Annotated in this window: 25 protein-coding genes; 11 read left to right on the top strand and 14 right to left on the bottom strand. The window is 54.0% G+C overall.

The genetic code is table 11. The features are described 5' to 3' along the window. Positions 1–926: 926 nt before the first annotated feature. Both FKW31_RS13255 and FKW31_RS13250 read left to right on the top strand, forming a co-directional pair. Positions 927–1,367 carry a glycoside hydrolase family protein gene (locus FKW31_RS13255; protein WP_089178773.1) on the top strand — a complete coding sequence of 147 codons (441 nt, stop codon included), beginning with the start codon at positions 927–929 and terminating at the stop codon, positions 1,365–1,367. Next, entirely contained in the window at positions 1,367–1,804 is a 438-nt protein-coding gene (locus FKW31_RS13250) for a hypothetical protein (protein WP_150178761.1), read from the top strand. Before FKW31_RS13255 ends, FKW31_RS13250 begins: the two co-directional genes overlap by 1 nt. 156 nt (positions 1,805–1,960) lie before the next feature. On the opposite strand, the gene FKW31_RS13245 is transcribed toward FKW31_RS13250, so the two are convergent. Further along, the gene (locus FKW31_RS13245; RefSeq protein WP_006116171.1) at positions 1,961–2,500 is read right to left on the bottom strand and encodes a hypothetical protein; all 540 of its coding nucleotides are present in this window, start codon (positions 2,498–2,500) and stop codon (positions 1,961–1,963) included. Positions 2,501–2,985: 485 nt separating this feature from the next. Between FKW31_RS13245 and FKW31_RS13240 the strand changes: the two genes are divergently transcribed. The 3 genes from FKW31_RS13240 to FKW31_RS13230 all read left to right on the top strand — a co-directional run bounded on the left by FKW31_RS13240 (position 2,986) and on the right by FKW31_RS13230 (position 5,259). Then, positions 2,986–3,882 (top strand): delta(1)-pyrroline-2-carboxylate reductase family protein, encoded by an 897-nt coding sequence (locus FKW31_RS13240; protein WP_150178760.1) that lies wholly within the window; start codon positions 2,986–2,988, stop codon positions 3,880–3,882. 143 nt (positions 3,883–4,025) lie between these two features. Continuing rightward, positions 4,026–4,676, top strand: coding sequence for an oxygen-insensitive NAD(P)H nitroreductase (gene nfsB, locus FKW31_RS13235; protein ID WP_150178759.1), 651 nt, complete (start codon positions 4,026–4,028; stop codon positions 4,674–4,676). 229 nt (positions 4,677–4,905) lie between these two features. Then, positions 4,906–5,259 carry a hypothetical protein gene (locus FKW31_RS13230; RefSeq protein ID WP_035353987.1) on the top strand — a complete coding sequence of 118 codons (354 nt, stop codon included), beginning with the start codon at positions 4,906–4,908 and terminating at the stop codon, positions 5,257–5,259. A 10-nt stretch (positions 5,260–5,269) separates the two neighbouring features. Here FKW31_RS13230 and FKW31_RS13225 read toward each other — a convergent pair whose 3' ends face one another. The 5 genes from FKW31_RS13225 to FKW31_RS13205 all read right to left on the bottom strand — a co-directional run bounded on the left by FKW31_RS13225 (position 5,270) and on the right by FKW31_RS13205 (position 9,538). After that, the gene (locus tag FKW31_RS13225) at positions 5,270–5,905 is read right to left on the bottom strand and encodes a LysE family translocator (RefSeq protein ID WP_063353772.1); all 636 of its coding nucleotides are present in this window, start codon (positions 5,903–5,905) and stop codon (positions 5,270–5,272) included. Between the two features lie 142 nt (positions 5,906–6,047). Next, the gene (locus FKW31_RS13220; RefSeq protein WP_238332841.1) at positions 6,048–6,416 is read right to left on the bottom strand and encodes a hypothetical protein; all 369 of its coding nucleotides are present in this window, start codon (positions 6,414–6,416) and stop codon (positions 6,048–6,050) included. A gap of 239 nt (positions 6,417–6,655) precedes the next feature. Next, on the bottom strand, positions 6,656–7,540 hold the full coding sequence (locus tag FKW31_RS13215) for an S-methyl-5'-thioadenosine phosphorylase (RefSeq protein WP_006116180.1): 885 nt from the start codon (positions 7,538–7,540) through the stop codon (positions 6,656–6,658). Then, complete coding sequence (locus FKW31_RS13210; protein ID WP_150178787.1) at positions 7,527–8,318, bottom strand: cytochrome c1; 792 nt, start codon at positions 8,316–8,318, stop codon at positions 7,527–7,529. The genes FKW31_RS13215 and FKW31_RS13210 overlap by 14 nt, the downstream gene beginning before the upstream one ends. Then, complete coding sequence (locus tag FKW31_RS13205) at positions 8,315–9,538, bottom strand: cytochrome b N-terminal domain-containing protein (protein WP_150178758.1); 1,224 nt, start codon at positions 9,536–9,538, stop codon at positions 8,315–8,317. Before FKW31_RS13205 ends, FKW31_RS13210 begins: the two co-directional genes overlap by 4 nt. Positions 9,539–9,676: 138 nt before the next feature. Here FKW31_RS13205 and hemF point away from each other — a divergent pair, with 138 nt between their 5' ends. Together hemF and FKW31_RS13195 are read left to right on the top strand one after the other, a co-directional pair. Then, positions 9,677–10,591: an oxygen-dependent coproporphyrinogen oxidase gene (hemF, locus tag FKW31_RS13200; protein ID WP_150178757.1), complete on the top strand. Its 915-nt coding sequence runs from the start codon at positions 9,677–9,679 to the stop codon at positions 10,589–10,591. A 10-nt stretch (positions 10,592–10,601) separates the two neighbouring features. Next, positions 10,602–11,816 carry a hypothetical protein gene (locus FKW31_RS13195; RefSeq protein ID WP_150178756.1) on the top strand — a complete coding sequence of 405 codons (1,215 nt, stop codon included), beginning with the start codon at positions 10,602–10,604 and terminating at the stop codon, positions 11,814–11,816. On the opposite strand, the gene FKW31_RS13190 is transcribed toward FKW31_RS13195, so the two are convergent. The 4 genes from FKW31_RS13190 to FKW31_RS13175 all read right to left on the bottom strand — a co-directional run bounded on the left by FKW31_RS13190 (position 11,796) and on the right by FKW31_RS13175 (position 15,660). After that, the gene (locus FKW31_RS13190) at positions 11,796–12,428 is read right to left on the bottom strand and encodes a Smr/MutS family protein (RefSeq protein ID WP_150178755.1); all 633 of its coding nucleotides are present in this window, start codon (positions 12,426–12,428) and stop codon (positions 11,796–11,798) included. The genes FKW31_RS13195 and FKW31_RS13190 overlap by 21 nt on opposite strands. Before the next feature lie 132 nt (positions 12,429–12,560). Beyond that, positions 12,561–13,991, bottom strand: a complete 1,431-nt coding sequence (locus FKW31_RS13185; RefSeq protein ID WP_006116187.1) for a cytochrome-c peroxidase — start codon at positions 13,989–13,991, stop codon at positions 12,561–12,563. Positions 13,992–14,125: 134 nt separating this feature from the next. After that, positions 14,126–14,983 (bottom strand): site-specific DNA-methyltransferase, encoded by an 858-nt coding sequence (locus FKW31_RS13180; protein ID WP_006116189.1) that lies wholly within the window; start codon positions 14,981–14,983, stop codon positions 14,126–14,128. Beyond that, positions 14,980–15,660, bottom strand: coding sequence for a Tim44/TimA family putative adaptor protein (locus FKW31_RS13175; RefSeq protein ID WP_035353993.1), 681 nt, complete (start codon positions 15,658–15,660; stop codon positions 14,980–14,982). The genes FKW31_RS13180 and FKW31_RS13175 overlap by 4 nt, the downstream gene beginning before the upstream one ends. Positions 15,661–15,706: 46 nt before the next feature. Between FKW31_RS13175 and FKW31_RS13170 the strand changes: the two genes are divergently transcribed. Together FKW31_RS13170 and secB are read left to right on the top strand one after the other, a co-directional pair. After that, complete coding sequence (locus FKW31_RS13170) at positions 15,707–16,339, top strand: histidine phosphatase family protein (protein ID WP_006116191.1); 633 nt, start codon at positions 15,707–15,709, stop codon at positions 16,337–16,339. 124 nt (positions 16,340–16,463) lie between these two features. Then, a complete protein-coding gene (secB, locus tag FKW31_RS13165; RefSeq protein ID WP_003628317.1) occupies positions 16,464–16,961 on the top strand; it encodes a protein-export chaperone SecB in 498 nt (165 codons plus the stop codon). Between the two features lie 63 nt (positions 16,962–17,024). Here secB and FKW31_RS13160 read toward each other — a convergent pair whose 3' ends face one another. After that, positions 17,025–17,753: a uroporphyrinogen-III synthase gene (locus FKW31_RS13160; RefSeq protein ID WP_150178754.1), complete on the bottom strand. Its 729-nt coding sequence runs from the start codon at positions 17,751–17,753 to the stop codon at positions 17,025–17,027. A 9-nt stretch (positions 17,754–17,762) separates the two neighbouring features. Further along, positions 17,763–18,836, bottom strand: a complete 1,074-nt coding sequence (hemC, locus tag FKW31_RS13155) for a hydroxymethylbilane synthase (RefSeq protein WP_035353999.1) — start codon at positions 18,834–18,836, stop codon at positions 17,763–17,765. Positions 18,837–18,981: 145 nt separating this feature from the next. Here hemC and tsaD point away from each other — a divergent pair, with 145 nt between their 5' ends. Then, the gene (tsaD, locus tag FKW31_RS13150; protein ID WP_150178753.1) at positions 18,982–20,088 is read left to right on the top strand and encodes a tRNA (adenosine(37)-N6)-threonylcarbamoyltransferase complex transferase subunit TsaD; all 1,107 of its coding nucleotides are present in this window, start codon (positions 18,982–18,984) and stop codon (positions 20,086–20,088) included. Beyond that, a complete protein-coding gene (locus FKW31_RS13145; protein ID WP_150178752.1) occupies positions 20,085–20,906 on the top strand; it encodes a 23S rRNA (adenine(2030)-N(6))-methyltransferase RlmJ in 822 nt (273 codons plus the stop codon). The genes tsaD and FKW31_RS13145 overlap by 4 nt, the downstream gene beginning before the upstream one ends. Before the next feature lie 14 nt (positions 20,907–20,920). Here the strand turns inward: FKW31_RS13145 and FKW31_RS13140 are convergent, their stop codons facing one another. Beyond that, positions 20,921–21,658: a MarC family protein gene (locus FKW31_RS13140; protein ID WP_006116198.1), complete on the bottom strand. Its 738-nt coding sequence runs from the start codon at positions 21,656–21,658 to the stop codon at positions 20,921–20,923. A gap of 57 nt (positions 21,659–21,715) precedes the next feature. Beyond that, on the bottom strand, positions 21,716–23,224 hold a 1,509-nt coding region (locus FKW31_RS13135), incomplete at its 5' end, for a lysylphosphatidylglycerol synthase domain-containing protein (RefSeq protein ID WP_150178751.1).

The raw sequence follows: 23,224 nt of genomic DNA, 5'->3' as shown, positions 1-23,224 counted from the left end.
GCAGTCATGGCCCAGAAGCCCAGAAAGCAGAGGATTATCAATGCAATACCTCTTAAGCGGCGCCACATGCGCCACGCGGCATATTCCCTGCGGCACAGTCGATCGAATTTACGCTGGGGAAGCCAGCCTTCCCGGTCTTTGCGCGGTTCAACCAGTGATCCGAAAAAACGAGAGCGTCGAAATTTCCCCATCCACCTGTTCCTGAATAGTAATCAGACCGGAAAAAAGGGAGAAGTCATTGTGCTTTGTCCCCACAGATTAAGGCAGAAAAATATCTGATCGCTCCACTTATCGCAACCAAGAGCCGCGTGAACAGATAAAAGCGCTTTGCTCCGCCCTCATGTTGGAAATGTGCAAGTGACTAAAAATTTCTCAAAACGAGACATTGGTGGCGTTCAGCCAGTCTATTTCCCACTTGGTATCCGCGCGCGGTTTTTGCTACATATTAAATACAGTTCCGGCAGTGCTGCTCACTGATCCGGACTTTCCAACAAAATCATGATCCTCTCCAAAATTGCTATGGCAAGGATCAATCACGCCACGCAAAGCCCCTGACCCGGCGGGCTTTTTGTGTCTGCATTGCAGAACACATCATATCGAATACCAACGCATCAGCATCGTCAGACGCTATCTGCCAAACCAGAAACCCCCTAACCGGGCCAAAGGTCTGGCTACATGCTGATTAACTTTTTAGCTTACCTGTGGCATCAAGCCACAAGAAATGAGGAAACATGTCTGGCTCAAACTGTACCTGTAATCCGTCCTACACCCGGTCACCGTCAGAATCGTCACGTGCTCCCAGCGCGACTAAGACATCGCTTCAAGGACGCGGTTTTATTGAACGCCATGAAGAGCAAAGGGGTGTCAGCAACCATCTGCACTGGCCGGGCGGGGCGTCTGGGGTAACGCTTGGACCTGGCTATGACATGCGCGACCGTTCCCGGGCCGAGGTCGAGCAGAAATTGCGGTCCATAAAAATCCCCCCAGATCTGGCGACTAAGGCGGCAGCGGGTGCTGGCCTGCGTGGCGAAGCGGCTAGGAAGTTCGCCCGGGATAATAAAAATCTCGTCAATCTGACGAACAATCAGCAGAGTTACCTTCTACAAGTCAATCTCCCGAGCTACGAGGCGATCGTTCGTCGAGGCACCCATGTCTACCTGACACAAAACGAGTTCAATGCCCTCGTCTCGTTCGTCTACAATCCAGGACGAGGCTGGCCGGGTGTCCGTGCTGCTATCAACAGCGGCGACAAACGCAAGGCCGTCAGAATAATCGAGGAGCAGGTGCGCTCGAAAGGCAAGGTCTTGAGGGGGCTGGTCAAGAGACGGCACGACGAGGCCATGCTTCTACTGGAAGGACGATATTAATGATCCGCGCTATCCTAAGCCTGATTTGCGCTGTCTGTATCGGTGGCACCGCACACGCGGGCACCAAGCCGGAGTCTTTGGAGGAACAGTCTTACTACGGCAATACGATGTTCAACGAGGAGCTCGATGGAAAAGCGTTTCTCAATGGGCGGTTGATCATGCGCGTCGAGCGTGTTTCAACCTGTGTGTCGGCGGTCTGGACCCGAAGCAACGGCGTCGGATCGCCACTTCGGCGCGATCTGCTGGAATGGAACAAAATGTTTGATGGCGACCCTTCGAACGACGACCAGTCTTACTATTTGAGGTTCGTTTATGCCGACCATCGTCGGAGCGACGATGTCGTGTCCATGCCTCTCACGGCACATCCGGACGATTTTGAAGATACGGCTGGTGTCACCCTTCTATCGTGCCAACCGAAGCAGCGTCATCGCAGGTGACGATCTTTTTTCCACTTTACAACAAGCCGGAATCAACCTTCCTTACAGCCGTCCAACTCGTTTCAACCATCATGAGGAACTAACTGACGACACGCCCTAGTGATGTGCGCGTTGCGTTCACTTGCGCCTTATTTTAAGTGCTTCAAGCCTGATGTTTTATTTGAAGCGGCATGCTTCATCCACTGTAGGCGCTTCGGCCAACTGAATCACCATCAGCGTTACCGGGCCGGATGTCACATTCCCGCCCAAGTGTCCTTTATGCCCCTGCGCATCAGGGAGTGTCCTTTGATCTTCACCTAAAGATATATCCCCCGGCCCCATTTCAACACGTGTGCCATCCATTGCCTGAACAAACCACGTGCCTTGCAGTGGAATAATCCACTGCACCTTGGGATCAGTATGCCAAACACCGTTCCAATGGTCGGGCTGCACTGTTGAAATAATCCGGGCTTCTCCTTTGAAAAGCTCATCTGACCATTGAGGTGCCGCAGGCTTGTTCATTGTCTTGAGAGTATAATGATGGAGTGGGCACTTTGTCATATGGCTTACGCCGTTATGATCCGCCCAGTTGTGCCAGTAATAGGTAGTGGGCGGTTTTTCTGGCTGATTCTGGCCCGTATTCTGAGCGCACACAGTATTTGCACTTATAGGCAGAAGGCCAACAAGCACCAGTCCGGCAATTACGCGCTGCACCATGCTTCTCCCCTACCTGTTAACGTATAAACACCTTATCGGCCCACAAGTTGCTTTTACAAGGCGGCCGCACATAAGCGGAAACATCGCGTTTAACGCTCTATCCTCTTGATAAAGAAGATCATCCCCAATCTTCAGGCCAGATATTGACAACATTGGCTAAGGCATCAGTTGTTTTTGCTATCAGCAGAGATGCTACAAACCCTATTACGGTCATTTCCATAATGAATATCATCACAACGCTTCCCAGTCCTATCCCACAGAGATAGCGTTCCTAGACCACAGCAGTTTCGATCACATTCCACATAGCTGATATACCTCCGCCAGAATTATTCAGAATCTTTCCAATTCATCGAAGATTACGCACTGGCACCACCTCAACACTGTAGCGCGCCATATTTTTCAAGTTCTTGTACCTTGACGTGCATTGTGTTGCGCAGTGCAATCCGCGCCATCGTCCTGAACTGAAAATATGGAACACACCCCACATGCAATATTATGGTGCGCCAGAAACACAGGCACTTTTACCATTCCCTGCATTGGTGAACATGCTGGCCCGCACCGTGCGCGATTACGCAAACGGCGCCATTACCTGCCCTCCGCGCACCGTTGTTCCTACCCAAGATGGCAATGGCACGCTCATGTGTATGCCAACCGTGGCGGAAGATTTGATTGCCACCAAAATACTCACAATTTTTGGCAACAATCCTGCGCTCCACCTTCCCACCATACAGGGCATCATTACATGCGCAGATGCACATAATGGGCGCTTCCTTTTCAATCTGGATGGCCCCACCGTAACAATGCGCCGGACATCAGCCATGAGCATGCTGGGTATACGCACATTTGCTACTGGCGCAGTCAATCGGGTGTTGCTTATTGGCACAGGCACCCAAGCCTTTGCGCATGTAGAGGCGCTCTGCGCCCTGTATCCGGGCATCGAGGTTATTATCCGTGGCCGCACCCCAGAACGGGCAGAGCATTTTTGCAAGCAGCACGCAACGCACTTACTGACACTACGCCCAGAAGCCCCCAGAGAAACTCCATTTGACGTTGTGATAACCACCACAGCCAGCACAACCCCCATTTATGATGGAAAAGCTGATCCGCATTGCCTTGTTATTGGCGTAGGCGCCTACCGCCCCGATATGGCAGAAATTGCGCCCCAGACTGTACGTGCCAGCCAGCTTTATGTGGATGACCCCGTTGGCGCGCCAACAGAAGCCGGAGACATTCTGCAAGCAGGCGTAAACTGGAACAATGTGCACGCACTGGCACAAGCACTGGATACGCCCCCAGACCCAACGCAGCCCGTGTTCTTTAAATCCGTTGGATGCGCAGTATGGGATCTGGCAGCTTGCCGCGTAGCGCACACCATGCTGTAAGCCGCTTTTTGCAGCCAAGCTTCCACTCTATTTTGGCTGCATATTCCACAGCATAGCATTTATTAACGTAAAGCCCCGTGACCTTTTGGGGTTACGAAGTTACGCTTACCGTTACCCCCTTGATAAAGCTTAGGAGAGCAGCCGTGACGTTTCTTAAAACCCTTACCCATCGGCATACCACCAAAGCTTACGATAAAACCCGCAAAATTCCGGCAGATATCTTTGCCCAGTTACTGGAAGCGCTGCGCTATAGCCCTTCTTCCGTAAACTCTCAGCCATGGCATTTTTTTGTTGCTGATAATGATGAAGGCAAAGCCCGTATTGCCAAAGCCACCAGCGGCCCGTTCGCTTTTAATCTCTCACGCGTTACAGATGCATCCCACGTTATCGCGCTCTGCGCTCGCACCAGCCTGCCCGCCGAATACCTCCAGACCATCACCGATCAGGAGCAGATAGACGGACGCTATGCAGATGACGCCACTAAAGAGTCCATTACCAAAGGGCGGAACACCTTTGTCGGCCTGCATGAACAGGAAGGCGATCTAACGGCATGGACACAAAAGCAGACATACATTGCACTCGGCTTTCTGCTTCTTTCAGCCGGGTTTCTGGGGGTAGATGCAACACCTATGGAAGGGTTTGATGCCGCCGTTTTGGATAAAGAACTGGGGCTGAAAGAAAAAGGGCTTACCCCCGCTGTTCTGGTTTCTCTCGGTTATCATTCCGATGCAGATTTTAACGCCAAGCTGCCCAAATCTCGCCTATCGGAAAAAAGCCTGTTCACACACCTCTAAAATTTTATGGTGGAGGGCCTGCTACACGCAGGCCTATCCGCCGTAATTTATTTTAGCTTGCCGTTTCAACAAAAACTTTCAACTATTTTCAATAGATACTCAAAAAATACTTTGCGACAGAAAGCCAAAGTATCTCCCTGCCTTTCCGTAGCACGCAACTTCAAGCAGAGCTGTGGCGTTACTTATGCACAATTGCATGATCTCAAGAACATGTAAGGGAAAAAATGAAATGTGCACAGAGGAACGAAGATACATTCTGCTATGGGTATCTGGTGCTTTTTTAATGGCGCTTTCATTACCCCTAACCTTAATGGTAATTATTAAGGATGCCATGCTGCGTGCGAACATACCGGTGCATGATCCGCACAGTATAAGCTGGCTGAAACCCATATGGGACGCCCTGCCCGATACCCGATCATGGGCTGTTTACAGCACATCTGCCTTGGTAATGTTCACCCTTGTAGGGTTTGTTATTGGCTGTGCGCTTATGTCTGTTGCTTTCCGGCATTTAATTGCCATGCAGCAGAAAACCAAGGAATCCCGTTTTCAGAAAAACATGAAGAGATTCCGAAAGTTTTCTTAACCGTTCTCCATTAGCCGCTTATAACAAGCCTTACGGCAAAAATAATAAAAACCAAGGCCGTTAACCCATCCAGAACACGAATAACAAACGGGTTAGTAAGAAAGCGGCTAAAGAACAGTGCTGTAAAGGCCAATGTAAAATACCATGTCAGTGTTAACACAGCCTGCACCACAGTCAGTAAAAGTGCGTATGTTACGGCGTTAACATCTGCGGGAATAAACTGTGGAAAGGCTGTAAGATCAAACACCCCAACAAGGGGGTTTAAAATTGTGGTAAACATCCCGCGCCGGAAGCCAGACCAAAATGCCTTGGGGGCCTTATTTTCGGAATCCGTTTCTGTCTCTGGCGTGGAACGCAGGACATTAACCAACAACCGAAAAGCTAAAGAGAGCAGATATCCTGCGCAGGCCCATTCCAGCACAAGATACAATGTATGAGATGCCGCAATAAGCGCACTTAACCCAACTGCTGTGCCAATCCCCCACAAGGTAAGGCCAGCAGCAATGCCAAGCACCGCACCAATAGCGGTTGTACGCCCCACACTGATGCTTAGCCGGATAATAAGGGCCGTTTCCGTGCCCGGTGTTAAAACAAGAACACCCCACGCAGCAGCAAACGCCAGTACAGGAAGGAAAACATGCGGCATAACTATCCGGCTCTCCGGTTAAAGGTTTGGAGGCGTCCTAAAGGAGAAATCGGAAAAGGTGAACAGCCTGCAATAAAAAACAGTGCACCCCTGATGCCGCTGCAATACTCACAGCATTAGGTTTTGAACACGCTTTGCCTTGTTAACGCGCTGCCTGCTGCAATTGCCCTTGCTCAAACGTAAGCGGCATTTGGGGTGGCCCACATAATGTGCGTGCTGGAAAATTAACGACCACATCACCCAGAGGAAGTTTCAACACAGCACGAGTGGGTGAAACACATTGGCCCCCATCATACACGTTGCCAGAAACCCAATACATGCTGGCCCGCCACTGCATGTGGGGTTTAAGTATTTTCTGGCTCGGCTGTTGGTTGGGGGCAAGTTGCGCTGCTTTACCTATCGCAAGAACATGATCCTGAGCATTTTCAAGCTGTATAACCGGCAACGCAGGCACAGCGCGTAGCACTGCGGTTAAAAAGAACAACCCATGCCCCGCTGTGAGACATGCCATCAAACTCACCTTGCCCGTTATCAAACTGCACTGATAAATCATCCGGTTTGCAAAATCTTACAGCCCGATGCGCCTGCGCTGAAGACACAGTGCCAGCAAACAAACACACCATAAGCAAAGAGACAGATATCCGGGCTGATTTTGCCATGCGCCACAGTTTTCCTGCTTTTAAGGAAACCTTAAAAACTTAAGGCATGAAGCACTAAAAACCTGATACTTCATGCCTTGTATTTACAATTTTACAGAACGCGGCCCGCAATGGTTTTCAGCTTTGCCACCAGTTCCGGGTCACGCACAGAAGGCGCTGTCATGATAGCGTGTTCCAATGCATGATCACAGCCTGCGCTACAGCTATGGCGCTTGCCACCCAAAGCAGGAATAACAGCTTTAATCAGCGCTTTGGCATTAGCCGAGTTCGCCTGCATGGTTTTTACAACGCTCTCTACGGTTACGTTGTCGTGCTCCGTGTGCCAGCAGTCATAATCTGTCACCATAGCCACCGTGGCGTAACATATTTCGGCTTCACGCGCTAAGCTGGCTTCTGGCATGTTGGTCATGCCGATAACGGAGCAACCCCAGCTCCGGTATAGCTCGCTTTCTGCACGGGTTGAAAACTGCGGGCCTTCCATAACCAGATAGGTGCCGCCACGCACTGCGGTAATGCCCAGCTTATCTGCCTGTGCCTTTAGCGCATCCCCCACACGGTTGCACAATGGGTCCGCCATGGAAATATGCGCAACACAGCCTGTATCAAAAAAGCTTTTGGTGCGTGCAATAGTGCGATCAATAAATTGATCAATCACCACAAAATGCCCCGGCGGCAGTTCTTCTTTCAAAGACCCCACAGCGGAAAGTGAGACAATGTCTGTCACGCCAGAAATCTTCATGGCGGCAATATTGGCCCGATAATTCAGGCGTGAGGGTGGAATGGGGTGCCCGCGGCCATGACGCGGCAGAAACACGCAGCGCACGCCATCCAGCCGCCCGAAAAGAAGCTGGTCAGAAGGCAGGCCCCAAGGCGTTTCTACCGTGCGCCATTCCTTTTCTTCCAACCCATCAATATCATACAGGCCAGACCCGCCTATCAGGCCAATAACGGGTTCCACAGTTTCATTTTCTGACATGCGACCAGAGTCTCCGGTTTAAAATCACAAACAACACGGCAAGGAAGCACAGATACAAACCTGCACCTATGCCAACACGGCGGCGGGTATCCTGATGCGGTGCAGAAACCCACGCAAGAAAAGTGGTAACATCCCGCGCTTCCTGCGTAACGGTTGCGGGAGTGTTATCTGCATATTTTACCGCACCTTCCCGCAAAGGCGGCGGCATGGCGGTGTAATGGCCAATAGCGAAGGAATTGGCAAACCCTTTGCCCGGCACACGCACCGCATTTGGCTTATAGCCCGTGAGCAGCGCAAAAAGCCTATCTGCCCCACCGGGGTAAACCTGCACAATGCGCGAAAGATCAGGCGGCACCACGCCCCCATTGGCTGCACGCGCAGCTTCCGGCCCGGAATAGGAGGATGAAAGCGCATCATCTGGCCGGGCATTACGGTGTTTGAGCCGCCCTTCGGCATCCAGCCCGTCTGCCACCTGCCATGTTGCGGCAACAGCCCCCACTTCTTCCAGTGTCAGCCCCATATCTGTGAGATCAGAAAAACGCACTTCAGACAAACTGTGGCACGAGGCACATACCCCGGCAAACACGGCATATCCTCGCTGCACAGATGGCAGATCAAAATGCCCCAGCGCCCCTTTAAAAGACCAATCCTGCACAGGCGCTTTAACAGGTTGCGCATGTGCAGACTGCGCAATGTCTGGCCCCAGCAGCAAAGCGCCTAAAAGCACCATCCCTCCGGCATGGAACCAGAATGCATGGTATGTTTTCTGCACCATTATGCTTCCCTCCCGGCAAAACGGGTGCGTAAGGGCAGAAAAACCAGAAAATACAAATAATAAACCAAACAGGCAGCCTGCCCCGCCAGAAGCCACCCACCTTGGGCATGATGCACGCCAGCCGCTGCGGCAGTAACTGCCGCCCCTACGCATGCCAGCAGTGCCCCGGCATCTGTTAACCGTGCCACGCCGCTGTTTGCTATGCGGCTTCCTTTATCCAACCACGGCACAACAAACAGCACGGCCACCGCACCGCCAGAAACAAGCAGCCCCCAAAACTTGGAAGGCACAACCTGTAACATTCCGTAAAACGGCAGAAAATACCATTCGGGTTCAATATCGGCTGGAGTATGCAACGGGTTGGCTGGGCGATAATTGGCTGGCTCTGTTATCAGCCCCGGCCAAAAGCACATCACTGCTACAAAACCCAAGGCCATAACCAATATGGCCAGAATATCCCGCGTGGTAAAATACGGGTAAAATGGCAGATATTTCCGGCGTATTTCGGGTTGAACGGAAGGGCTGGAACTTCCCTTTGCATGCACAACAACAACATGCACCAAAACCAACCCGATAATAACAAATGCCAACAAAAAGTGCAGGGTGAACATACGGTGCAATGTGGGTGTGCCCGGGCTTTCACCTCCCAGAAAAACCTGTTCCAGCCCCTGCCCTATAAATGGCACAGCCCCTACAGCCTTGGCGGCTACATCTGCGCCCCAGTAAGACATCTGCCCCCAAGGCAGCACATAGCCTGCAAATGCCGTTACCATTACCAAAACCAGCAAGCCACACCCGCTTAACCATATACCGCGCCGTGGGGGCAAATAGGTGCGGTAATATAGCCCACGCAACAAATGCGCATACAAGGCCGCCATAAAAACCGAGGCCCCTGTCATATGCATGGCGCGCAGCAACCAACCAGAAGGCATTCGGCGTTCAATGGCCTCAACTGACCCGAAAGCAAGCGAGGCATCTGGCGTGTACGCCAGTGTAAGGGTTAGCCCCGTGAATAGCATAAGCACCAAAACAGCCACCAGCATGGCGCCAATGGTCCACCACCAGTTCAGATCTGCGGGCAAAGGCAGGCGTCCATAATGGCGTGCATAAGCACCCGCCTGCTGTAAAAAGGAACGCGCTTCCTTTTCTGCCTGCTCCGTATGGCGGGCTGGTGTTGCTGCCATCTTGCCCTTTTCTCCCCTTACGCCACTTATAGGGTACATGTTCCTGCCCCGTGCAGAGCTGCTGTTGGTTTAACGATGTTCGGGTTCATCTTGCAATGATGCGCCAGAAAGCGCACCCCTTGAAAGCCTGTAAGCAGATGGCAGCTTCAGGTAAGGACGATGAGGAAAAGACAGTTCATGACGCCCACCAACACCGCTGATGTTTCTGCCCACCAAGCCCTGAGGGAACCAGCCCGCCAATGGTTTGAAAGCCTGCGCGACAAAATTTGCGCGGCGTTTGAAGCCATTGAGCAAGACGCCGTAAAACAGAACAGCCCCGTTTTACCCGGCCATGAAGCCGCAGGCCGTTTTGAGCGCAAAAGCTGGAACCGCCAGAACGAAGATGGCAGCCCCGGCGGCGGCGGTGTGATGAGCGTAATGCATGGCCGTGTTTTTGAAAAAGTGGGCGTAAACGTTTCTACCGTGCAGGGCACCTTTACGCCGGAATTTGCTGCCACTATTCCCGGCGCAGCAGAAGATCCCACATTTTTTGCCACGGGTATCAGCCTGGTGGCGCATATGTGCAGCCCACTTGTACCTGCCGCACATTTTAACACCCGCATGATTATCACCACCAAAGGCTGGTTTGGTGGCGGTGGGGATATTACCCCCATGTTTCCCGACAGCGCAGAAGCGCAGGATGACGCCGCACGCTTTCATGCCGCTTTTGCTCAGGCCTGCAACGCGCATGACCCAGAATATTATCCGCGCTTCAAGGCATGGTGTGACAAGTACTTCTTCCTACCCCATCGTAATGAACCTCGCGGTTTGGGCGGTATTTTTTATGATCGGCTGAACAGTGGTGATGTGCAGGAAGACTTTGCCTTTACAAAAGATGTAGGCTTGGCTTTTCTGAACGTGTTTCCCGAAATTATTCGCAGCCGCATGATGGAACCCTGGACACCAAAGCAGCGTGAGGCCCAGCTTATCCGCCGTGGCCGCTATGTGGAATTCAATCTGCTACATGACAGAGGCACGTTGTTTGGCCTGAAAACCGGCGGCCATACAGAAGCCATTCTGATGAGCATGCCGCCCGAAGTAAAATGGCCATAATAAAACACGCGTGATTCTTCCCTCATATGCGCTTAATATGATGGAGAAACAGGAAGAGGATCTCCCGCGCTTGCCCCACGCTGATCAGCCCCGACTTTTTGTGATGCCTGAACGGCAATTTTCGCGCCGCATGTTTCTAAGCACTCTGCTGGGCAGCGGTGCGGCCATTATGGCGGGCACGCACACAGCACATGCGGAGGATTCTCTTTCTACCAGTGCGGATAGCGGATCTGCGCTTATTATTGGTGGCGCCACTTCTTCAGAATGTGGACGTTGGGCCAGTTTGCTGGCGCCTGCATTAGAAGAAGAACTACACCTTAGCCCGCCTTTACAGCTTACCCCTACAACCGGATGGGATGGCATAACCGGGGCTAATCTGTTTGATACACAGCAGCAAACAACCCCCGGCCCTGTTGGGCTTATGGTGCCTGGTACGGCTATACTTTCTGCCATGTTGGGTGGGCCACGTATTCATTTTGATTATCGACGCTGGGCCCCGGTGTTTCTGGTGGCACAACCTAGCGTTGCCGTAGGGCGCGTAAGCCTGCATCAGTCTTTCCGTGCTCGTCTAACCGGGCAGCTTACGCGTGTTGCTGTTTCCAAACTAACAGGGCCAGAGCTAACCACCGTTCTGGCGCTGGATATGTTGGGCTTGCGCCCTCAGCCTGTAGCCGGACATGCCACGCCAGAAGCCGCAATGGCCACGTTACAGACAGGCCAGACAGACGTTATCCAATTGCCGCTGGATGCCAGCTATCCCAGCCGTATTGCCTCCTTACAGGCTGCGGGTTTTACGCCTCTGTTTATCAATAACGCCCGGCCCGATATGCAGATCCACCAGCCCAATCTGCTGCCAGATCTGCTCACTGTGCTGCAACAGGAACACAAATATTCCCAACCTGCGTTTCTGCTACCTGCTTGGGGGGCCATTGCCGCAGCGTGCAGCTTGCGTGCTGGGCTTGTGCTGCCTGCCCTTACGCAACCAGACAGTATTGCCCAATGGCGCCATGCGGCTGAAATATGCGCAAACCACCCAGCCATTCAGCAAGCCGCATTGGCAGAAAACCAAACCATTCTGGCTGGCACGGCTGGCATCCCGTTTTATGAAACACTTATGCCCGAGCCACACGTGCTGATGGCGCTGCGCCGCTGGTTTGCCCAAAGCCTGCCCCGCTGGCGCGATGCCACGCCCCCGGCGCTACTTTCAACGCCGCCGACGCAGTAATACGCGAACAGACCCTCGGTTGCCTGCATGAGGATATGTAAGCCCCAGAATGCGGCGGCGGATTTCTGGCCTTTCCAGCCAATGCGGCAATTCGCGCCGTAAAATTCCGCCTTCCTGCCCTGTGCCCAAACCAGTAATAATTTCCACACAGCGCAAACCCCTATGGGTAGCCACGTCCATAAACTCCATCAGCCGATGGAAAGCTTCGTGCGCCACCATACCGTGCAGATCCAGCCGCCGCTCTACTTTGAAACTACCTTGGGTAAAGCGCCGCCAACTGTAATCATCCACTCCGGGTTGGCGTTTGCCTATGGTTTCTGCCGGGCGCGGAGCCTGCTGCACACGTGGGCCCGCAATTGAAGCACGCGGAGCCATAAAACCATAACCGGCTTCCGCCACACCGCTTCCACCACCAGATGAAGACGCCATAAGCCCACTGGCCTGAGACTTTTTGCCCACCTTAGCCTGAGCACGCGGAATAGCCTGTGGCTCTGGTTCGTTCTGTGCAGCGGGTGGCACAAGTTCGGCCACATGCAGGGGGGCCACATCCCGCACGACAAGCGCCCATAACGCCTTTTCCCCCTCTTGCAAGTGCCGCCGACGCCTGTTCACATCACCCTCTACGTTTCATACCTTAAAACCAAAAATGGCCCGCCAAGCTTGGTTATCACCTGCCTGCGGGCCATCTTTCAAGAAAAGAAAAAAGCAGCCTCCATTTAGAAGGCTGCTTTTTTTACGCCAGATTTACTGTTTGGCGGCTGGATTGCTGTTGGTAAGCAGCTTGCCATCGTAACGCCCTGTCAGCGTTTTCAGAAAGGCCACAATGTCCGCTACATCCTGATCAGAGATGTTCTGATCCGGGGTTTGGTAACGGGCCATTTTGCGCACGGCTTCATCCAAGGTTTTTACGCTGCCATCATGGAAGTATGGGCCTGTCAGCTCAACATTCCGCAAATTGGGCACAACAAAACGGTTCATATCACCCGCTTCATGTGTCACCGCGTAACGGCCTTCATCAGCATCCGTCAGCTTGCCTCCACGGTCTTTGAAATAATCCCCTTCAAGACCCATGATTTCCATGCCGCGGCCACCTGCCCCAATGCCGGTATGGCAACCAGAGCAGCCAATGGCCTTAAAGCGTTCATAGCCACGTTTAGCTTGCTCGCTAATGGCGTCCGGTTTGCCTTTAAGGTATTCATCAAAGGCACCATTTGGCGTAACCAGCGTTTTTTCAAACTCGCCAATAGCCGTGGTGATGGTTTTTTCATCAACCTTGGCATCGGGGCCAAATGCTTCCTTGAACAGCGGTGCATATTCCGGGTTGGCGTTCAGCTTGTTGGCCACTTCCTCCCAGTTATGGGAACCCATTTCCACCGGATTCATAACAGGGCCAGCGGCCTGATCTGCCAGCGTGGTGGCACGGGCGTTCCAGAACTGCGCCATCTTAAAGTAGGCATCATACACAGTAGGCGTGTTGATGGGGCCTTTCTGCCCACCAATGCCGGTGGCTGTAACCAGATTATCCACCCCGCCGGTATCCAGCCCGTGGCAGCTTGCGCAGTTAAGCGTGTTATCGCCCGACAGGCTCTTATCAAAGAACAGCTTGCGCCCCAGCGTCCATTTTGCCGGATTGGCTTCCACGCTTTCTGGCACAGGGCGAATAGGCTCTGCTGCAAACTGCTCTGCCGCACCTGTGTTGTTGTAGTTTTTGCGGCGTGTATCCTGCACCCATTTCAGCACAGCTTCACGCTCTGCATTGGACAGGTGGGCGTGCCAGTGCATCATCAGATACAGGTTGGGTGGCATACGGTTTTGCGTAATCACTTCCTCAATGCGGGAAAGCTGCTCTTCCGTAGGCACAGTGCCCTGTTCAAACGCATCCAGCACTGGTTCTACACGGAAATGACGCAGCCCGTTGGCACGGTCTTTTTCCATAAGCGTTTTGGCAACCGGCACACGGAAGTAAAACGGCAGATCACGCTGTTCGGCATGGCAGTAATCACACCGCGCCTCACGCAGGGCGTTAAATGCTGCCAGCGCCACGGGATCTTTCAGCGTGGGGGAAGATGCTGGTAATTCTGGTGCTGTAATGTGGTCAAAATGCTGCAGGTAAGCGACTGTGCCACCATAAGCCAGCAGAGCTACACCTACTGCTGACACGACTAATCGTTTCAAAACCCGGTCTCCTAATTTCTACGCCTTGATTGAATAGCTTTTATGCGCTGTTACCTGCATTGTGTTTGATACATATCAATATGTCCAAACGATTGTTTTTATTTTAATGATTGATCTTTTCGATGATGAGGCGTTCAGGACGCCAAATCATCCTTCAGCCGCGCACGGGCAATAGCCACGTATTCCGGGTCCAACTCCATCCCCAGCCCGTAACAGCCCAACCTTTGGGCAGCCAGCAGTGTGGTGCCCGTGCCCATAAATGGATCAAGCACGCGCGCACCTTCTCGCCCATGCAACAGAATACACTGTTCAGGCAGCGCTACGGGGAAGGTGCCGGGGTGATCAAACTTTTCTGCCCGGCCCCGCACGGTTTCATACGGGATAAACCACGTATCACCCCGGCAGCGCCTATCCTGCCTGTGGCCACGCCGGGCAATGTTGGATTTATCCTTATACGGCACCCCGGCACGTAACCGATCAAGCCGCACATCTCCGTGCAGCGTGAAGTGGAAAACATGTTCATGCCCGCGGTGCAGAAACCGCTGGCTGTTCATGGGTTTGAAGTGCCCGAAGCTATCTTCCCCCACGGAAATGGATTTCACCCACGAGATATGGTTTTGCAGCACAAACAGATCACGCAGCCGCACTGCCAGCTCAAACGGCAACCAAGGTTGTGCGGATGAGCCGGAAATATTCAGGAAGAATGACCCATCATCCTTAAGGATGCGCTGCAACTGCTGCGCAACCTCCAGCATCCAGTCCAGATAATCTTCTTCTTCCCGCCTGTCCGGGTAACTACGGTAGGACAGGCCGATATTATAAGGGGGAGACGTAACAACCACATCCACCGATTCCGCCGGCACGCGCTTGAGCGCACGCAGGCAATCACCCATTACTATTTCCTGCTGCCCAATTTTATAACGGCGGGCGCGTGGTGGTTTGGTGTGGGTGGTGTTGGCGCGGGATGCCCCGTTACCTTTGGCAGCTTTCACGCACTACGCGCCGCCGCAAGGCGCCATGTGCTGCCATTTACATCCAGCAAGCGCTCAAAAGTCCACAGATCGGAAAATTCGGTTACGGCATCCGTACCTGTTACCGGCTGCCCTTCCTTGTTCAGCACAAGGCTGATCTGGTCCGAAACAATGCGCACATCAATAGCGGCTGCCGTACCGGCTTCCATGGGTGTTAGACGCACATCTTCAATTGCCAAAGACCGAATGGCTTTAACATCTGTCCGCTGCGTTTCTTCTGCATTGGTGCGGGCTGTAATGCCTGCCTCAAATGCAGAAAAAACAGCAGGTGTCAGGTACGTTTTCAGAACATTCAGGTTGCCTTGTGCATAGGCCCCCACCACCTGCGCAAATGCAGTTTGCGCACCGTTGAGAAACTGCTGAGGTGTGAAAGAAGGATCTTTCTGCCGGATATCTGCCAGCAATGTGCCCACGCGCGTACCCGGGGCAGGAATATCAAATTCCGCCGCAGCTTCGGCCTGTTCTGGCTTGCCTTCCACCACTCTGGGCGCTGCATCCGGCCGAACCTGAAGCTGCACCTGTACCGGCTGAATACCCACGCGCTTGCCCAGCACGCTACGCAACCGCAGCACCAGAAATGCCGCAACCAGAGCCAGAAGCACCAGATCGACCGGGAAATGGCCGAGAGAAAAATCCATCTGTCTTACGTCCACCAAAAACCTTGCGCCTGTTCTGCCATAGTACATGAAACAGAACCGGAGAATCGCGTGTTACTTATCACATAGTCACGCGCATGGGGGGATACAATCACCTGCCCTCTTGCTAAAGGGGCATTATGCTTCCTACCTTGCGGGTATCATGATCATCCTGCGACACTGCGAAAGCGAATTCAACCGCCATTACAACCTTCATGGGGGAGATCCGGGGTTGGAAGACCCACATCTTTCTGCTGAGGGCAAGGCCCACGCGCAGGAACTGGGCCTGAAACTGGCGGATAGGGGAATCCGGCGCATACTGGTTTCCCCCTTCACACGTGCGCTGCAAACCGCCACGCCTTTGGCGCAGCGGTTGGGCATTACCCCACAAATTATGCCGCTTGTGCGCGAACGCGGCATGTATTCCTGCGATAAAGGTACACCCGCCTCTGTTTTAGCATCAGCATGGCCACATCTGGATTTTGCCCACATAGATGAACACTGGTGGTCTCCGCTGCCAGAAAGCAGCGCAAGCCTGGAAAACCGGGCCCAACAGTTCCGCCAGATTATGGCGCAGGATGCCAGAGCATCCGAAACTCTTGTGGTCTCTCATTGGTGGTTTTTGCTGAGCCTGACAGGGGAGAGTTTTGAAAATGGAGACTGGCAACATTTTTCCCCCTAAGCGCGCATAAAACGCCCCGCACAGCCCAGATACCCTGCCAAACATGCCGCTTACAGTTGGCGGATGCCTGCGGGCATGCTACCGCGAAGGGTATCCAAAGTTGAAGCTGACGAAAGCAGAACCGATGTCTGAAACAGAACAGAGTGCCCCACCCGCACTGCCGCTTGCCGTTAATTTGCAGTACACCCGCGATCTGTCGTTTGAAGTGCCGGTTGGTGCAGAAATTTTTGCCACCCTGCGCAGCCAGCCCCAGATTGGCGTGAACATTGATGTGCAGGCCAACCGCCTGCAGGATGACCAGATGGTTTACGAGGTTGTTCTGTCCATTAAGGCAGAAGCCAAGGAAGCCCCGGAAAAGGAAGGTGGCCCCGCTGGCCGCACTGTGTTCCTGACCGAGCTGGTTTACGCCGCTGTCGTAACGCTTACCAACCCGCCGCAGGAACTGATCGAACCGATCCTGCTGGTTGAAGTGCCGCGCCTGATCTTCCCCTACGCCCGTAACATCATCAGCGATGTAACGCGTGATGGCGGCTTCCCGCCCATCGTGCTGCAGCCGATCGACTTTGTGGCTCTGTGGCAGGCACGCCGCGCAGAATTCCCCGAAGCAGCAGGCCACGCATAATCTCGTTGCCTTTGCTTTAAAGGTTGCAAAAAGCCTTCGCACTTACGGGTGCGGAGGTTTTTTTTATACGTGATATAGCCCCAGAGCTTCCATAATCGCTGCGGCAGAAACATGGGCCGCTATATGCACATCGTGCCAACCCGCGTTACGCAAAACATCTGCCACACGGCCAGATATCACCACCGCACGCGCCTGCGCTGCCAGCCTCTTTTGCTCGACTTCTGGCAAAGCTGCCAACCAGCCTGCTGCACTTTCTGCTGAAAAAAACAGAACGACCGCTACCTTGGCAGCCTGAATGGCTGTACGCGTTTGTTCGGTTATTTTCTGGATCGGTTTGGCCGCATACACAACGCGGCGCATAACCTTAAACCCCGCCTGCCTGCACCAAGCCGCAAGCTCTACGCCCTGTCTTGCCCCAGAGCAGAGCAGCAGGCTGCCTTGTTCTGGCTGTTGGTGGGTTTGTAAAAGCGAAACAAGCGCACGGGCATCACCATCTGCGCTTTTCACACATGTAAACCCGGCATCACGCGCGCGTTGGGCTGTACGATCCCCTACTGCGTAAACCGGTATATCCAGCGCTTTGGCCTGCTGTGCGGCTACAACCACAGCAGAAACAGCCTGCCCACTGGTAAGCAATATGGCTACGGGTAATTTTTGGGGCAGACGCAGCGTATGCCGCTGCACAACCAATGCAGGTGAGGCCAATGGCAGCCAGCCTGCATCCGCAACGGCTGCCATTGTTTCACTCAACCCCGGTTCCGGGCGTGTAACAATCACACCACGCGGACGCATGGCGTTACCTCAGTTTTCCTCAAAAATATCAGAAGGGCTATCTTTGCGCAGGCTTTCACCCAGCTCCTTACCCAGCCTTGCAGCATCTTCCGGCATGCCAGTAATGCTACGCTTTAACAGGAAAGACCCATCTTCACGCGCAACAAGGCCCGTAAGATGCAGCTTGGGGTCTTTGCCCTCCTCGGCGGGAAGAAGCTGTGCATAGCCACCGATAGGCGTACGGCAGGAACCATCCAGTTCCGCCAACAAAGAACGCTCTGCCGTGGCAACAGCGCGGGCCTCGTAATCTTCAATTGCAGATAACAGTTCGCGCAGTTCAACATCATCTTCGCGCACGGTTACGCCTACAATGCCCTGCCCTGCGGCTGGCACCATAACTGTGGGGTCCAGCACAATGCTGGCACGCTCTGCCATGCCAAGGCGCTTTAGCCCGGCCAAAGCCAGCAACGTAGCCTGACACTGATGGGCAGCGAGTTTATCGAGTCGGGTTTGCACGTTGCCACGCAGCAGGCCAAATTGCAGGTCTGGCCGCACATGCAGCATCTGTGCCTGCCTACGCACGGATGCGCAGCCTACAAGCGCACCTTCTGGCAGGGCGGAATACGGATCATCCGGGTCGGACTGCGCAAGGCCAGGGCTAAGGATAAGGGCATCACGCGCATCTTCCCGCTTAAGGGTGCAGGCCAGCACAAGGCCGGGGGGCAGCGTGGTTTCCAAGTCCTTAAGGCTGTGCACGGCAAAATCAATCCGCCCATCGGCTAGGGCTTCATGAATTTCCTTTGCAAACAGGCCTTTACCACCAATTTCGGCCAAACGCCGATTTTGCACCTGATCACCCGTGGTGTTAATCTGGTGTTCCTGAAACGCCCCCATATCCCGCAAGACGGGGCAGAAGCGTGTCAGTGTGGTAAGGAAGGCGCGCGTTTGCACCAGCGCAAGGGGCGAACCCCGCGTGCCAACACGCAAAGGCAGGGTGCGGCGCCCAGAATGGCCACTTGCCTTTTTCTGGCGGGCCGCCGCTTCCGCCGCAAGTTCCTGCAACGCAGGAGAAGGGGCGGATGAGGAAGGGTAGGCTGAATCCATAAGAGTGTCTATTACCGGGAGTAGAGAAAGGACAAGAAGTGATGATGCCCGGCTGGTCTGAAAAACTTGCGCGACCGAAAAAACATTCCGCCCCCGTCCACCTATTGCGTTACCGTAAGGATACGCCGTTTTGCATGATGCGTCCATGAACGAAACCGCACAAAACCGCAGGCCAGATGGCCCAATACTGGCCATTGAATCTTCTTGCGATGAAACCGCATGCGCCATTTTGGCCCCTGATGGCACCGTGCTGGCGCAGCGTGTTATTTCTCAGGATGGGCATGCAGATTTTGGTGGCGTGGTGCCAGAAATTGCGGCACGCGCTCATTTGGCCCTACTGCCGAATCTGGTTCGGGCCACTTTGCAGGATGCCAACATCCCCCCCGCGACTCTGTCTTTCATTGCCGCCAGCACCGGGCCGGGGCTTATTGGCGGGCTGATTGTGGGCAGCGGTTTTGCCAAGGGGCTGGCATTGGCGCTGGGTATTCCGTTTGTAGCAGTCAACCATGTGGAAGCCCATGCCCTTACGGCGCGGCTGCCCGGTATTGTGCCCGATGGCGCCCCCTTCCCTTACCTGCTGCTACTGGTTTCTGGTGGTCATTGCCAATGCATTGCAGTGGAAGGCGTAGGCCATTACCGCAAACTAGGCGGCACGATTGATGATGCCGCCGGTGAAGCGTTTGATAAAGTTGCCAAAATGCTGGGTCTTGGCTGGCCCGGCGGCCCGGAATTGGAAAAACTGGCGCGGGAAGGCAACCCCAAAGCCGTCTCCCTACCCCGCCCCCTCTGGCGGCGTGAGGGCTGCGATTTTTCTTTCTCCGGCCTAAAAACCGCCATCTCCCAAAAGCTCGCACCTTTTGGCAAGGCGCCTCTGCCCCGCCAGTTTGCGGCAGATCTGGCGGCATCCTTTCAGCAAGCCGTAGCCGATGTAGTGACCAACCGTATTGAGCACGCACTAGATATGATGCCCGAAGCCAAACTGTTGGTGGCTGCTGGTGGCGTGGCTGCCAATACAGTTTTGCGCGCGGCTTTAGAAAAAACAGCCGCACAACGCGGCCTACGCTTTGCAGCTCCCCCTTTACGCTTGTGCACGGATAATGCCGTTATGGTGGGTTGGGCAGCCTTGGAAACGTGGCAGGAAGCCGCCACACGCCACCTGCCCCCCATAAACGATAACGCCCTACGCCCCCGCCCGCGCTGGCCACTGGAAGACATGGCCAGCCGTTTTGAAGCAGAAACACCCACCACATGAACTACCGCCACGCCTACCACGCCGGTAACTTTGCCGACTGCATGAAGCACGCCTTGCTTGTCACCTTGCTGCAAAGCTTTTTACGCAAACCTGCGCCCTTTATGGTGTTGGATACACATGCCGGTATCGGGCGGTATGATCTGCACAGCCCCGAAGCTGAAAAAACGCAGGAATGGCAAGATGGCATAGGCAAACTGTGGCATGAAGATGCTACCAGCCCACTGGCAGATTGGCTGGAACAGGTAAAACAAGCAGGCGGCCCAGAGTTTTATCCCGGTTCTCCGCTCATTATTGCGCAGATGCTGCGAACGCAGGATTCACTCATTTGTTGCGAAAAACACCCGGAAGACAAGCGCAGCCTCTACCGGCTATTTACCAACACTCCAAATGTAACGGTGCACGAGCGAGATGCCTATGAAGCCCTGCGCGCCCTGCTTCCGCCCAAAACCGCCAAGCGCGGGCTTATTCTGATTGATCCGCCATTTGAAGAACCGGGGGAATTCGACCGGCTTGCACAAGCCGTGCAGACCATTCAGGCCCGCTTTGCCAATGCCATTATTGCCATTTGGTATCCTATCAAGCACCGCACGCCCGTTCGTATTTTTCATGAAACGTTAATGGCCACCGGTATCCGCAATATCTGCGTGGCGGAGTTACTTATGCAGCCGCCACACAACCCGGATCAGCTTAACGGCGCAGGCTTACTTGTTATACGGCCGCCTTTTGGCTTTGCAGAAAAAGCAAGTGCACAGCTTGAACAACTGCAACACGCGCTGGGCGCGCATGAAAGCTGCGTAACCCAGCTTGTGGCAGAATAACGCCTTTAATGGCGTTACGCGTGTAATTTTATGGCCAGCAGGTGCCGCCACATATCTATGGCAAAGCCCTGCACACCTGCGGCCAGAATCTGCACGCCAATACACAGCAGCACCAGCGCAGCCATACGGCTAACAATACGCGTGCCGGTAACACCCAGCATGGATACCAGCTTATCCGCACCAGAATAGGCGGCCCACACAATAGCCACCACGCATACACCAGCCAACGTGGTGCCAATGGTGTATGCCCAAAAAGGCTCATCCGATGGGCAGCCAGAACCAAGGGCAATAGCCACAGCAATTGTGCCTGGCCCCACCGTAAATGGCATGGCAAGCGGGAAAAACGCAGCATCGGCCCAATTGGGGGCCATCACCGTACGGCCACCTTGTAAGGCCTGCTTTTCCTTTTGCGCCTCAACGGTTTCCGGGCTTTGCAGCAGATCCCACGCACGCACAGCCACAACCAGCCCGCCCGCAACCCGCAGCGCGTTTACGGTAATACCGAAAAACGCCAGCACCATACTGCCCAGCCAAAGCGAAGCCATAATGAGGCAGAGGGAATAAAAAGACACCAGCCGCGCCAGTGCCATAATTTCAGTTTGCGAGCGGCCTGCCGTTGCCTGCGCAAAAATAAGCGCAGCCCCAAACGGGTTGACGATGGAAAACAACGCAGGAAACGCCAGCAGAAACGAGGAAATAGAGGATGTAAATGCTGTTGCCGTTAACAGCATTGCGGGAAAATGAGCTGACATAACCCCTCACCGTTCTGTCCGAGGCATCCGCCCTCTACCCGAGGAAACACCATTTAATCACGAAAAATCTGATGGCACCAAATTGCCCGCACCACCCTTGTACGTTCTAACAAAGCGTGATGCCTGCGCAATATCGTTCGCTGGATAGCAGAAATTAAATTTGCTGCCATCATTAAGTGTCCATACACTCTGCCCGATATCATCGTAAATGCGCAGGAAGTCATCCCCCACCTGCCAGAACACGGGTTTAAGGCCTTCCTGCAAGGCTAGATCCCGAAATTTCCAGATAGCAGAAATACTGTCTGCTTCTTCCCCTGCCGGATCACCCAATGCCACCAGATAGCTATCTCTCCGGTAAAGCGGCAGAATGGCCTCTCCCGCTTCCCCCGTAACATACCCTTGCGGCCGGAAGGCCTGAATATCTGGCAGAGCATGATCCAGATTTTTATAGTGTGTGTAGGCGTCTTCATCCCACTCACGCACGATAATACGCCCCGGCCACATCAACCGCGCCACAACAAACAGCGCCAGCCCTACGGAAAGCGCAATGGTCCATCTGACCGAGCCACGGGCCTGCGTAGCCAACATCATCTGCCACCAACTGCCAGATGTATCATGCCGTGTTGCCAACGCGATGACGCACCCAAATAACAGCAGCAAAGATAGCAGAGTACCGGTGGAAAGAGGTTCGCTCAAAAGCCGCGCGTGCCGGTAATAGCAGGAGCGGAACGGCGCAATAAACAGCGCGGAAAGCCCCAGCATAACCGGCACAAAAAATGTATTGCCCCGTAAAAATGTCAGCACAGTTGCGGTAAGCAGCAGATAAAGCGCTCCACGCCATGCCAGCGTAACCCGCTGGGAAAGCCCAATAGCCAAGCTGATAAGCACCACCCCCATAAGGGAAAGCACATAGTTGCCGCCCACACGGGCCATTGTCAGCAGGCTTTCTGGCACCATGGCAAATTTGGGCACGGGGTCCAGCATCACCAGACAGATCAGCATAACCCCGCAAAGTGAAACCGTGCCCGTTGCCACAGCCACAGAAAAAGCGGCTTCACTTTCCCGCACCACTTGGCTGGGCCTGCGCTGCATGGGCATAGGGGCCGTGGCGGCATCTGGGTTATTTTGTATCTTGCGGTTTTTCTTTTCTGCCAGAGCGGCATCGCCACGCAAAAACAGCTCATGCCCGGCAAACATGATACCCGCCAGAAACAACGGAATAATGTAATAGAAAAGCCGGAAAATCAGCACCATGCCCAAAATTTGTGGCGCAGGCATATAAGGGCCTAAAGCCAGTAGCATGGCCCCATCAAACACGCCCAAACCACCCGGCACACTGGCCACCAGCCCGGCTGTATAAGATGCAATGTAAATGGCCAGAAACGAGCCAAAATCTACCCCAGCACTGGGAGGAAGCAGCACAAAAGCAATGCTGGCCGTAGCCGCAACCTCTGCCGTAGCCACCAGTGTTTGCATAATGGCCATACGGGGGGATGGCAATTCCACCACCCATTTACGGAAGCGGAATTCCCGCACCTTAAACGCCAGCCCGATGTAAGCCGCCAC

The sequence above is a fragment of the Acetobacter sp. DmW_136 genome (genome assembly GCF_008690365.1).
Lineage (GTDB): Bacteria > Pseudomonadota > Alphaproteobacteria > Acetobacterales > Acetobacteraceae > Acetobacter > Acetobacter oryzifermentans.
Note: the sequence above shows the minus strand (reverse complement) of the source record. Positions and strands in the feature narration are given on the sequence as shown.

Bases quoted from the DNA above. Each gene is read 5' to 3' on its own strand.
- FKW31_RS13230 (WP_035353987.1), top strand. From the start codon at position 4,906: ATGTGCACAGAGGAACGAAGATACATTCTGCTATGGGTATCTGGTGCT.
- FKW31_RS13220 (WP_238332841.1), bottom strand. From the start codon at position 6,416: ATGGCATGTCTCACAGCGGGGCATGGGTTGTTCTTTTTAACCGCAGTG.
- FKW31_RS13205 (WP_150178758.1), bottom strand. From the start codon at position 9,538: ATGTACCCTATAAGTGGCGTAAGGGGAGAAAAGGGCAAGATGGCAGCA.
- hemC (WP_035353999.1), bottom strand. From the start codon at position 18,836: ATGGATTCAGCCTACCCTTCCTCATCCGCCCCTTCTCCTGCGTTGCAG.
- FKW31_RS13175 (WP_035353993.1), bottom strand. From the start codon at position 15,660: ATGGATTTTTCTCTCGGCCATTTCCCGGTCGATCTGGTGCTTCTGGCT.
- FKW31_RS13140 (WP_006116198.1), bottom strand. From the start codon at position 21,658: ATGTCAGCTCATTTTCCCGCAATGCTGTTAACGGCAACAGCATTTACA.
- hemF (WP_150178757.1), top strand. From the start codon at position 9,677: ATGACGCCCACCAACACCGCTGATGTTTCTGCCCACCAAGCCCTGAGG.
- FKW31_RS13160 (WP_150178754.1), bottom strand. From the start codon at position 17,753: ATGCGTCCGCGTGGTGTGATTGTTACACGCCCGGAACCGGGGTTGAGT.
- tsaD (WP_150178753.1), top strand. From the start codon at position 18,982: ATGAACGAAACCGCACAAAACCGCAGGCCAGATGGCCCAATACTGGCC.
- secB (WP_003628317.1), top strand. From the start codon at position 16,464: ATGTCTGAAACAGAACAGAGTGCCCCACCCGCACTGCCGCTTGCCGTT.
- FKW31_RS13250 (WP_150178761.1), top strand. From the start codon at position 1,367: ATGATCCGCGCTATCCTAAGCCTGATTTGCGCTGTCTGTATCGGTGGC.
- FKW31_RS13240 (WP_150178760.1), top strand. From the start codon at position 2,986: ATGCAATATTATGGTGCGCCAGAAACACAGGCACTTTTACCATTCCCT.
- FKW31_RS13145 (WP_150178752.1), top strand. From the start codon at position 20,085: ATGAACTACCGCCACGCCTACCACGCCGGTAACTTTGCCGACTGCATG.
- FKW31_RS13215 (WP_006116180.1), bottom strand. From the start codon at position 7,540: ATGTCAGAAAATGAAACTGTGGAACCCGTTATTGGCCTGATAGGCGGG.
- FKW31_RS13170 (WP_006116191.1), top strand. From the start codon at position 15,707: ATGAAACAGAACCGGAGAATCGCGTGTTACTTATCACATAGTCACGCG.
- FKW31_RS13255 (WP_089178773.1), top strand. From the start codon at position 927: ATGCGCGACCGTTCCCGGGCCGAGGTCGAGCAGAAATTGCGGTCCATA.
- FKW31_RS13225 (WP_063353772.1), bottom strand. From the start codon at position 5,905: ATGCCGCATGTTTTCCTTCCTGTACTGGCGTTTGCTGCTGCGTGGGGT.
- FKW31_RS13245 (WP_006116171.1), bottom strand. From the start codon at position 2,500: ATGGTGCAGCGCGTAATTGCCGGACTGGTGCTTGTTGGCCTTCTGCCT.